This window comes from Kitasatospora sp. NPDC022785 (assembly GCF_055561295.1).
The window spans coordinates 180,502-191,961 of record NZ_JBVHHB010000010.1 but is presented as its reverse complement, the minus strand read 5'-3'; the positions used below and the strand labels follow the sequence as shown (position 1 = coordinate 191,961).

8 protein-coding genes are annotated in these 11,460 nt (G+C 73.5%); 6 read left to right on the top strand and 2 right to left on the bottom strand.

From position 1 onward, the window contains the following. Positions 1-54 precede the first annotated feature (54 nt). Positions 55-1,047 (top strand): ABC transporter ATP-binding protein, encoded by a 993-nt coding sequence (locus tag ACZ3YO_RS18765; protein ID WP_465553215.1) that lies wholly within the window; start codon positions 55-57, stop codon positions 1,045-1,047. A gap of 88 nt (positions 1,048-1,135) precedes the next feature. Here the strand turns inward: ACZ3YO_RS18765 and ACZ3YO_RS18760 are convergent, their stop codons facing one another. Beyond that, the gene (locus tag ACZ3YO_RS18760; protein ID WP_465570372.1) at positions 1,136-1,348 is read right to left on the bottom strand and encodes a hypothetical protein; all 213 of its coding nucleotides are present in this window, start codon (positions 1,346-1,348) and stop codon (positions 1,136-1,138) included. Between the two features lie 259 nt (positions 1,349-1,607). Then, on the bottom strand, positions 1,608-3,227 hold the full coding sequence (locus ACZ3YO_RS18755; protein WP_465570369.1) for an AMP-binding protein: 1,620 nt from the start codon (positions 3,225-3,227) through the stop codon (positions 1,608-1,610). Positions 3,228-3,395: 168 nt separating this feature from the next. On the opposite strand from ACZ3YO_RS18755, the gene ACZ3YO_RS18750 reads away from it, so the two are divergent. The 5 genes from ACZ3YO_RS18750 (at position 3,396) to ACZ3YO_RS18730 (ending at position 11,439) form a co-directional block, all read left to right on the top strand. Then, the gene (locus ACZ3YO_RS18750; protein ID WP_465570366.1) at positions 3,396-4,085 is read left to right on the top strand and encodes an AAA family ATPase; all 690 of its coding nucleotides are present in this window, start codon (positions 3,396-3,398) and stop codon (positions 4,083-4,085) included. Between the two features lie 293 nt (positions 4,086-4,378). Then, positions 4,379-5,143, top strand: a complete 765-nt coding sequence (locus tag ACZ3YO_RS18745; RefSeq protein ID WP_465570363.1) for a thioesterase II family protein — start codon at positions 4,379-4,381, stop codon at positions 5,141-5,143. A gap of 360 nt (positions 5,144-5,503) precedes the next feature. Next, positions 5,504-7,306 (top strand): S8 family peptidase, encoded by a 1,803-nt coding sequence (locus ACZ3YO_RS18740; protein ID WP_465570544.1) that lies wholly within the window; start codon positions 5,504-5,506, stop codon positions 7,304-7,306. A gap of 770 nt (positions 7,307-8,076) precedes the next feature. Beyond that, complete coding sequence (locus tag ACZ3YO_RS18735; protein ID WP_465570360.1) at positions 8,077-10,248, top strand: M4 family metallopeptidase; 2,172 nt, start codon at positions 8,077-8,079, stop codon at positions 10,246-10,248. A 231-nt stretch (positions 10,249-10,479) separates the two neighbouring features. Next, positions 10,480-11,439 (top strand): DUF4232 domain-containing protein, encoded by a 960-nt coding sequence (locus tag ACZ3YO_RS18730; protein ID WP_465570358.1) that lies wholly within the window; start codon positions 10,480-10,482, stop codon positions 11,437-11,439. Positions 11,440-11,460 lie beyond the last annotated feature (21 nt).

The following is an 11,460-nucleotide window of genomic DNA, read 5'->3' as shown; positions in this document are numbered from 1 at the left end:
GTGGCTACCGCGAGCAGGAGCGCACCCAGGCGCAGCGGCGACAGGAGACCAGTGGTGAACAGCGCCCCCCAGAACGAGGCGGTCGGCCAGGCCCCCACCTTCCAGGAACTGCGGGACCGGGCGCTCGCCGCCGCCGCGCCGAAGGCCTACGGTGCGGGCGCCGCGATCGTCTGCGACCGCCTGGTGCGCATCTTCAGTGCCCAGGGTGTCGAGGTGCAGGCGCTCCAGGGCCTGGAGCTGACGATCCAGCAGGGCGATCTGGTGGCCCTGGTCGGGGCCTCCGGCAGCGGCAAGTCCACCCTGCTCACCATCCTCGCGGGGCTCGACGTGCCGACGGCCGGCACTGCCACGGTGGCCGGCCGCGACCTGTTGGAGATGTCCGCCCGCGAGCGTCTGCGCTATCGCCGGGAGGTGGTCGGCTTCATCTGGCAGCAGACCGCCCGGAACCTGCTGCCCTTCCTGACCGCCGCCCAGAACATCGCCCTGCCCATGCAACTGCGCGGCCGCAAGGGCGGGTCGGCGGGCCGGGCGAACCAGCAGGCGGCCCGGGTCGCCGAGCTGCTGGAGGCCATGGACCTCGGCGACCTCGCCCACCGGCGTCCCGCCGAGATGTCCGGCGGCCAGCAGCAGCGGGTGGCCATCGCCGTCGCGATGGCCAACAATCCGCCGGTGCTGCTCGCCGACGAGCCGACCGGTGAGCTCGACTCCGAGACCGGGGCCGGCATCTTCGAGGCGTTCCGCACCGTCAACCGCGAACTCGGTGCCACCGTCGTCATCGTCACCCACGACCCGATGGTCGCGGGCGAGGTGCGTCGCACGGTGGCCATCCGGGACGGGCGGACCAGCAGCGAGGTGCTGCGCCGCACCGTCACCGACGAGCACGGCGAGGAGTCGATCAACGAGCGCGAGTACGTGATGCTGGACCGGACCGGCCGCGTGCAGCTGCCGGTCAAGTTCCTGGAGGCCCTCGGCATGGAGCACCGGGTCGCGGTGGACCTCGGCGCCGACCACATCGCCGTCCGCCCGGACGACCTCACCGGGCACTGAGCGGGGCGGCGCGGGCCCAAGGGCCGTCGTCGGCCGGCCGGAGGCCTCGGGCACCGGGTACCTGGGCCGGTCGCCGGGCCTCGGGCGGTCAGCTCTCGCCGGTGGTGCGCCGGATCAGCCCGCTGCGCTCGGCGTCCTCCCGGACGGTGTCCCGCGGCGTACCGCCGTCGCCGGGGTCTCTGCGGTCGCCGGGGCCGGTGCGGTCGCCCCGGGCCGCGGCGGTGCAGAGTGCGAAGACGAGCAGGGCGCTGGCCGCCACGGCGAGGATGCCGAGGGCGGTCAGGACGCGGAGCCAGGTCACGGTAGGTGCCTCCAAGGGGGCGGCGCGACGGGACGGCGCGGGCGGGGCGGTGCCGGCGGGTGAGGCGGTGCCGGTGACACCGCCGGTGCGGACCGCGCGGGCGTGGACGGGTACGAAGGGAGTGCCGCCGGGGATATCGGCAGACCGGCCCGTACGGTCGAGCGTCCACGGGCGGTTCCGCCGCCCGCCCGCCGTGCGCCTGCGGCCACCCGCCGCGCGGGCGGGCGCGCACGCGGGCACGGGAAGCTCACGGCGCACGTCACCCCTGGCCGCACGCCCCTGCCCCTGCCGGGCCAACGGCCCCCTCCGTGCCCACGGCCCCCTCCGGGCCCACCGCCACGGCGTCCGGGAGCAGCGCCCGCAGGGCCGTGACGTCCGGTTTCCCGGTCTCGCCCAGCGGAAGGCCCGGCAGCAGCAGGATCGTCGACGGATCACAGAGCGGGCCGCTCCGCTCCCGCACCCACCGGTGCAACTGCTGCTCCGTCACCCCGGCCCCGGGCACCGTGGTCACCGCGGCGTGCACCCGCTCCAGCCGGTCCCGGCCGGTGGTCGCGAACATCACCGCCTCCCGCACCGCCGGGTGCGCCAGCAGCGGCACCTCGACATCACGGGGGAAGACGTTGTGCGCGTCCACGATCGCCATCGCGCCCTGCCGCCCGGCCACCGTCAGATACCCCGACCGGTCCAGACTGCCCACGTCCCCGGTGTGCAGCCAGCCGTCCCGCAGCACCCGCGCCGTCAGCTCCGGGTTCCGCCAGTAGCCGGCCATCGCCGTCGGCGTCCGGACGCAGATCTCACCGGTCCGGCCCGGCGGCAGCGGCGTGCCGTCCTCGTCCACGATCCGGACCTCGGTGTCCGGGAACGGCCGCCCGGCCGTGGTCAGCAGCCGCGGGTCGAGGTGCTCGTCCGGCGTCAGCCGGGTGACCGGCCCGCACTCCGTCAGGCTGTACGTCTGCTGCAGCACCCGCCCCAGCCGTCGCGTCGCCTCCGCCAGCCGCTCCGGCGACGCCGGACACCCCGTGTACGTGACCCGCCGCAGGCTGCCGGTGTCCGTCCGGGCCAGCGCCGGGTGGTCCAGCACCCGGTAGAGCAGATGCGGCGGCAGGTACACCCGAGAGACCCGGTACCGCTCGACCGCCGCCAGCACCGCCTCCGCCTCGAAGCCGTCCTGCAGCACCACCGTGCCGCCCGCCGCCAGCGCCAGATCGGCCGTGGTACCGCCGCCGTGGCAGAGCGCCGTACAGAGCAGAAAGGTGGACGCCGCCACCAGCTCGGGCCGCGGCGGGCGCGCGAACCGGCGCAACACCCCCTTCGGGCGGCCGGTCGTGCCACCGGTGAACCGGACCGCCATCACATCGTCCGGCCGGTACCCGGGCGCGAGCGGGGCCGGGGAGAGCGGCGCGGCCTCGGCGAGCAGATCCGCCCCGAGCGGAGTCGGGCCGAGCGCCAGGGGCAGAACCGACGGCAGCGCCGCGACGACCTGCTGCGCCGCCGCGCCGTACCGCCGCGGGTCGAACACCAACGCCGCCGTCTGTGCGTCCTCGGCCATCGCGACCTGGTCCGCCACCGGGCGGTCGGTGTACAGCATCGCCACCCGGCAGCCGATCAGATTGGCCGCCAGTCGCACCAGTACCGTCTCCGGACGGTTCCCGGCCAGCACCGTCACCCCGTCGCCGCGCCCGAGACCGGTGGCGGCCAGCGCCCGCGCCAACCGGTAGACGCCCTCCAGACACTCCCGCGCCGTCAACGACGCCTCTCCGAACCGGATCGCCACCCGCCCCGGATCGCGCGCCAGCCCGGCCAGCACCAGCCCGGTGTACGTCGCCACCCCGGGCCCCGCCTCCAGGCCCGCTCCCGTCGTCGCCAACGTTCCCGCCACGCCGTCCCGCCCTCCTCGACGCCGGCCCGCCACCTGACGAACCATCACATAGCGCCCCCACCTTAGGGCGTGTCCACCGGCGGTCCGCACCACAGGACCGGCTGACCGACGGCCGCGCGGAGGTTGTTATCGTTCCGGGTCGGGCAGAAGCGGGGAAGAGTGAGCAACATGGACAGGCCGACCACGCCGGGCGGGCAAGCCGTGGTACGGCAGGAGGCGCAGGCAGCGATGGAACCGCGGGGCCTGGTGGACCTCCGGGGCGAGGCCGGCGCACCCTTCACCGTCCACTACCCGCCGGACGCCGTCGTGGTCGTCTCCGGCCTGCCCGGCAGCGGCAAGAGCACCCTGCTGCGCCGCTGGTCGGCCCAGGCCGGCGCGGCCGCCACCGTCGACCCCCGGGCCGTCCACGAGGCCTGCGAGGCGGTGATGCCGGCGGCCCTTCCGTATGCGGTGTACCGGCCGTGGGCCCGGCTGGAGCACGTCCGCCTGCTGCGCGCCTCGGTCCGCCGGGGCGGGCCGGTGCTGGTGCACGACTGCGGCAGCCGGGCCTGGATGCGTCGCTGGCTCTCCCGTACGACCGCCCGCCAGGGCCGCGAACTCCACCTCGTCCTGCTGGACGTCGGAGCCGCCACCGCCCTCGCCGGCCAGCGCGAGCGCGGCCGCTGGGCCCCGAGCCGCACCTTCGCCAAGCACCGCCGAGGCCTCGACCGCCTCCTCGCGGAGCTCACCCGGCACGCGCGTGGCGCCGCCCCGGACCCGACGCCCGAGGCCGCCTCCGTCCTCCTCCTCGACCGCGCCTCCCGCGGCCGCGCCGACGTGAGCTTCGACGCGGCCGGGCCCGCCGCGGCGGGCCGGTAAGGGCGGCTCCCGCCGGCCACCGTGTGCCGCACCGCGCGCGAGGACCAGGCACCTGTGCGTCCTGTGCGGGCGAGCCGTGCACCCGCCGCCCGTCACGCCTCCCGGGTGGCCTTCGCGGCGGTCCGGGTCCCCGAGCCGGACGGGGGAAGAGGACGAGGGGCAGTGCGGGGCGCGGACGTGTGACCGGGTGCTCGGGAGCACACGGGGCACGGGGGCACTGGTGGACCGGGGAGCCTGGTGGGGACACTGGGATCAGTGCAACAGCTGAACAGTACTCAGAGAGGTCGTCCCGCATGCCCGGCAGCAACACCGCCACCGAGAGCTCCTGGTTCCGCCGTTTCCACCCCGTCGACACGGCGCCAACACGGCTTGTCCTCTTTCCGCACGCCGGCGGCTCGGCGAGCTACTTCATCGACTACTCCGCAGCCCTGTCGCCGTACGCCGACGTGCTCGCGGTGCAGTACCCCGGCCGCCAGAACCGGTTCGCCGAGCCCACGATCGACTCGATCGACGGGCTGGCGGACCGGATCTACGAGGCCCTGCGGCCCTGGGCCGACCGGCCGCTGACCTTCTTCGGGCACAGTATGGGCTCGGTCGTCTGCTTCGAGGTGGCCCGCCGCTTCGAGGCGGACGGCCTCAACGGCTCGGCCGGGCCGGTGCACCTGTTCGTCTCCGGTGGCCGCGCGCCCTCCCTGCCGCGGGGCAGCGCCGTCCACCGGCTGCCCGACGACGAGTTGCTCGGCGAGCTGGCCCGGCTCGGTGGCACGGACCGACAGGTCCTCGACAACCCGGAGTTGCGTGAGTTCATCCTGCCGTCGCTGCGCAGCGACTACACCGCGGTGGAGACGTACCGGTGCGAGCCGGACGCCGTCGTGTCGCGGCCGATCACGGCGCTGACCGGGGACGCGGACCCGCGCACCTCCCTCGCGCAGGCCGGTGACTGGGCCCGCCACACCACCGCCGCCTTCGACCTGCGGGTCTTCCCGGGCGGCCACTTCTACCTGGCCGACCAGCGCACCGCGGTGGTGGAGCTGCTGGCAGCCCACCTGCAGGCGTGACGGTCCGCAGGCCCGGTGGTCCTTCAGTCCTGGTGGTCCGCAGCCTCGATGGCCTCCAGTCCTGGTGGTCCGCAGCCCCCGATGGCCTCCGGCCCTGATGGTCTCCAGCCCTGATGGGATACGCCCCTTCCCTCCCGGTCTTCCGTGCGGGGGGAGTGGGCGACATCAAAAGTTGACACGCTTGTGACAAGCCGTCATGCGTAAAGCCTTCCCCAAGAGTGCATCGTTCTGGCATGTTGCGTTCAAACACCCGTGCGATCCCCTCACGCGCGGGCCGAACGGAGGACGCACGTGTCACCCCTGATATCCCGGCGGCTGGGCCGCCCGGCCGCCGCCCTCGCCGCGCTCGCCGCCACGGCGCTGGCCGCCCCCGCCACGCCGGCCGCCGCCGCCCCCACGACGGCCCTGACCCCCGACGCCGTCGGAGCCCCGGTGGCCGCACCGGCCGTACCCGCCGCACCGGCCGGACTCGCCGCAGCTGCCGCCGCCCCGGCCACAGCCCAACAGGCCCTCGCCGGCTGGGCGGCCGGGACCCGCTCCTACCTGGTGATCAGCGCGCCCGCCGACACCGCCGCCGCCAAAGCCGCCGTCACCGCCAAGGGCGGAACGGTCTTCGCGAGTTACGACGCGATCGGCGTGACCGTCGCCCACTCGACCAACGCCGGGTTCGCCGCCGCACTGCGCGGCGTCGCCGGCATCCAGCAGGTCGGCGCGACCCGCACCTCCGACGTCCCGGCCGACGCGTACAGCCCCGCGCTGCCCGCCAACCCGGCCCAGACCGCCACCACGCTCACCGAGTCCAACCGCTGGGACATGACCCAGATCAAGGCCGACCAGGCCTGGGCCGTGACCACCGGCTCGCCCACCGTCAAGGTCGGCGTGCTCGACACCGGCGTCGACGACCAGCACCAGGACCTCGCACCGAACTTCGACGCCGCCGACTCCGTCTCCTGCGCCTACGGCAAGCCCGACGCCCGCACCGGCGCCTGGCGCGACGTGGACACCCACGGCACCCACGTCGCCGGCACCATCGCGGCCGCCAAGAACGGCAAGGGCGTCATCGGCGTCGCGCCCGGCGTGAAGATCGCCTCGGTCCGGATCGCCGAGCCGACCAGCACCCTCTTCTACGCCGAGAACACCGTCTGCGGCTTCGTCTGGGCCGGTGACCACGGCTTCAAGGTGACCAACAACAGCTACTACACCGACCCGTGGCAGTTCAACTGCCCGAACGACGCCGACCAGGCGGCCCTCATCGAGGGCGTCAAGCGCGCCCAGGAGTACGCCGAGGGCAAGGGCTCGCTGCAGGTCGCGGCGGCCGGCAACTCGAACTACGACCTGGCCAACAAGACGACCGACTCGGAGAGTCCGAACGACTCGACCCCGGTCACCCGGACCATCAGCAACGCCTGCCTCGACATCCCCACCGAACTTCCCGGCGTGGTGACCGTCGCTGCCACGGGCAGCGGCAGCGGCAAGGCCTCCTACTCCAACTTCGGCAAGGGCGTCATCGATGTCGCCGCACCGGGCGGGGACGGCGCCACCGGCGTCTACTCCACCCTGCCCGGCGGCAAGTACGGCACCAAGAGCGGTACCTCGATGGCCTCCCCGCACGTCACCGGTGTGGCCGCGCTGATCGCGAGTGCCGACCCGACGCTCACCCCGGCCGGCATCCGGGCCCGCCTGGCCACCCAGGCGGGCGACCTGGCCTGCCCCGCCTCGGACGGCCGCTGCACCGGCACCACCGCGAACAACGCGTTCTTCGGCGAGGGCCAGGTCGACGCGCTGAAGGCGGTCGGCGGCACCACCACGCCGCCGACCGGCACGTACTTCGAGAACCTGACCGACGCGGCGATCACCGACAACGCCACCGTGGAGAGCCCGATCGCCGTCACCGGCGTGACCGGCAACGCCCCCGCCGCCCTCAAGGTCGGCGTGGACATCAAGCACACCTACCGCGGTGACCTCGTCCTCTCCCTGGTCGCCCCGGACGGCACGGTCTACGTCCTGGAGGACTTCGCGAACAACGACAGCGCCGACAACGTCGCCAAGACCTACACCGTCAACGCCTCGGCGAGCGCGGCGAACGGCACCTGGAAGCTCCGCGTGAAGGACGGCGCTTCCGGCGACACCGGCACGATCGACGCCTGGAACCTCACCTTCTGACGGTGCCACACCGACCGCCCCTGCTCCGCTGCCCGCCGGGCGGACCGGAAACCGCGCCCCCCGCCGCCCGGGCGACTACCCCGGGCGGCGGGGGACGGCGGCGTCGGACCGTTGAGCCGCGTGGCTGACACTCCGCGGAGCGGCGTCCTCGGCCGGACAACCGCGCGACGTCAGCCCGGCAGCCATGGCAGCCTGCGGACATGCCAGCAGAGCCTGCAGCCGGCTTGCGGTGACGTCGGCCCTGAGGGCGGGGTCGATGTGGGCGAGGTGGGACCCCGTGTGGCGTCCAAGGCGGCGATCCGGGGGCAGGTCGGGGCAGGGTGGTCGTCACATGGGCCAGGGGCGTCCGGTGTTGAGCGGGTCGCCGCGTGCATCACCTGCTGGCGGCCGTGTCGACGTCTGCGTTCCGGCTGGATCCGGTGGTGCTGGGCGCCGTCCCCGGGACTGGGGGCGGGTCGGCGGCCGGGCCGCCACCCGACCGGCCCGCCACCTGCGACGACCGCTCGAACTCCGGGTGATTCGCCCGCTGCGGTGTGAGATCACCTCCTCTCAGGAAGCCTCTGGCCGCGGTGAGATGGATCACGTGCCCGCCTTGGTCGGCCAGGGGGCGGTGAGCGCCGCCAGGTGGAAACTCCCAGGTTGGGGGCCTTGTTGCCAGGTGATCTCCAGGGTTGCGTCCGTTCAGTTGGCCGGCTGATGGAAATCTGTGAATTTCCACAGAATTGGTATGCGTTGACGTGCATTCATATGTCGGAGCACGCTTCGGCGCTATGAAGAGATCCCTTCTGAACGGCTCGCTCACCCTCGTGGTCAGCAGCCTCGTGATAGTCGGCGCCGGCGTCACCGCGTCCGCCGCACCCGCCACCAGCCCCGAGCCCAAGGCCCCCAACAGCAGAGCTCTGCAGGACGCTGCTGACCAGATCGCCGCCAACCCCCACGCGGTCAAGGCCGGTGTCCAGGACGAGTTCCAGGCCGCCAACGTCCAGGTGGACCCCGACGGCACTCGCCACGTCCACTTCAACCGCACCTACCAGGGCCTGCCGGTCCGGGGCGGCGACGTCATCGTCCACTCCACCCCCGGCGGCCGGCTGGACTCCACCACCCTCACCCTCGAAGCGCCGCTCAGTCTCTCGGTGACCCCCTCAGTCACCGATAGGCAGGCGATAGCCAAGGGCGTCAAGCTCTTCCGCGGTACCAAGGGCGACGCCACGGCCGTGCTGAAGGTCGACGCCACCGCGGCCACGCCGAAGCTGGTCTGGGAGGTCACGGTCAACGGCACCGGCCCCGACCAGGCGCCCAGTCACTTCCACGTCCTGGTGGACGCGAAGACCGGTGACACCGGTGAGAGCTGGGACACCTTCTCGGCGTTTCTGCACGAGGGCGTGCAGCCCAAGACCGCCGCCGCACCCGCCGCCCAGCCGGCCGCCGCGCTCGCCGCCGCGACCGCCGACGGCACGGGCAAGGGATACCAGGTCGGCAACGTCACCGTCAGCACGACCCAGAACTCCACTTCCGGCTACACCCTCAAGGACCCCGCCCGGGGCAACGGCGAGACGCGGGACGCGCAGAACAAGACCGTCGCCAACGACTCCCCGCCCGCCGGCTGGGGCGCGGCCCTCAACGACACGGACAACGTCTGGGGCAACAACGCCCTGACCGACCGTGCCACGGTCGCCGTGGACGCCCACTACGGCATCCAGGCCACCTGGGACTTCTACAAGAACGTCCTCGGCCGCAACGGCATCAAGAACGACGGCGTCGGCGCCCGCTCCTTCGTCCACTACGGCACCAACTACGGCAACGCCGGCTGGGACGACGACAGCTTCTCGATGATCTACGGCGACGGTGCCGTCGGCTCCAAGCCGTTCACCGAGATCGACGTCGCAGGCCACGAGATGAGCCACGGCGTCACCGCCGCCACGGCCGGCCTGGTCTACAGCGGCGACGCGGGCGGCCTGAACGAGGCCACGTCCGACATCATGGGCACGATGGTGGAGTTCAACGCCAACAACGCGGCGGACGCACCCGACTACCTCATCGGCGAGAAGATCGACATCAACGGCAACGGCACGCCGCTGCGCTGGATGGACGACCCCAGCAAGGACGGCGCCTCGGTCAAGTGCTGGTCGACCGGCACCGCCGGCCTGGACCCGCACTACTCCTCGGGCGTCGGCAACCACTTCTTCTACCTGCTCGCCGCCGGCTCCGGCCAGTCGCAGTGGGGCAACAGCCCGACCTGCAACAGCTCCACCGTCACCGGTATAGGCAACGACGCGTCCACCAAGATCTGGTACCGCGCGCTGTCGACCTACATGACCTCCAACACCAACTACCCCGGTGCCCGCACCGCCACCGTCAAGGCCGCCAAGGACCTGTACGGTGCGAGCAGCACCCAGTGCGCCGCGGTCGAGAAGGCCTGGAGCGCCGTCTCCGTCGCCCCGACCGCCACCACCTGCGGCGGCACCACCGAGCCCCCGGCTCCGAGCGGCAACCTGCTGCTCAACCCCGGCTTCGAGTCCGGCGCGACCTCCTGGACCTCGACGTCCGGTGTCGTCACCAAGGACGCGGGCCAGCTGCCGCGCACCGGCTCGTACTACGCCTGGCTGAACGGTTACGGCTCCGCCCACACCGACACGCTCTCGCAGACGGTGACCGTCCCGGCGACCGCCACCGCGCCGAAGCTCTCCTTCTGGATCAAGATCGCCACCGGGGAGACCGGCACCACGGCGTACGACACCCTCAAGGTCCAGGTCGTCGACGGAACCACGACGACCACCCTGGCCACGTACTCCAACGCTGACGCCACGTCCGGCTACGTCCAGCGCACGCTGGACCTGTCGGCCTTCCAGGGCAAGGCCGTCACGATCAAGTTCACCGGTACCGAGGACTCCTCCCTCAAGACCAGCTTCGTGATCGACGACACCGCGGTCACCGCCGGCTGATCCCCGGTACCCGAAGGGACCCGGGCGGCACGGCGCGCAAACGCCACCGCCCGGGTCCCTTCGGACCGTGCTCACCGGCGCGACCCGGGCGTCGGTCGGGGCCCCAGCGACGCCGCCGCACCCGTCGGCACCAAGTCCGTGCGTCATCGAGCTCCGCGGCGTTGCAGGGCTGTTGCACGGGAAGTGGCGCGGCTCACAGCCGTCCCGGGTGGTGCGTGATCGCATCGTCCGATGCATCGATTCGAGAAGACCGGCCCGCTGCTGACGGCCCGCCGGCCGGCCGCCGCCGTGGCCGCCGTGGCGGTCGCCACCGCCCTGCTCGCGGGCTGTGGCTCCCGCACGGCCGGTGCGGACGGTACTCCGTCGGCGTCCGGCACCGCCGGGCCGTGCGGGATGCCGCAGGCGTCGCCGTCCGCAGGGGCGCAGGCGCCGTCCGGGCCCGCCCGGGGCGGCGTGCGGATCACCGCCGCCAATGCGGTCTGCGCGGAGTACGAGGTGACCAACCTCGGCAGTGAACCGTCCGATGTCACCGTGACGTTCAGTCGGGTCGACGCGTCCGGGGGCGTGCTGGACAACGTGACGCGCACCGTGGCCTCGCTCGCCCCGGGGGCCATCGAGAAGGGGCGGGTCGACCTGGACGGGCCCGGGTCGGCGCGGCCGGGGGCGGGCCGGCAGGTGAAGATCCTCAAGGTCCGCAGCGTGCCCAGCGCCGAGGCCCCGCACCCCGGCGGCCCGTGTCCGGCGTCCGGGCTGCGGCTGTACGCGGACGACGGCGACGCCGCGATGGGCCTGCGCGTGGTCGGCCTGCACCTGCGCAACTGCGGGACGTCCACGGTGACCGTCAACGGATACCCGGAGCTGCAACTGCTCGACCTGGAACACCAACCGATCGACGGGGTGAGCGTCCTGCGGGGCGGCGCTCGGATCGCCACGGGCACCGGCGCGGACGACCCGCCGCGGAAGATCGCGCTGCAGCCGGGGGAGGGCGCCCGGGCCACCCTGGTCTGGCGCAACACCACCGAGGCCGGCGGCCCGGTCGGCGCCCCCTACGTGCGGGTCCGTGCCACCCCGGACGCGGCTCCCGTGATGGTCACCCCGGAACTCGACCTGGGCACCACCGGACGCCTCGGCGTCGGCGCCTGGACGACGGACGACCAGCAGCCGCCCGCGCCCGGGCCGTCGGCGGGGTGAGGGCGCAACCGAGCGCGGATG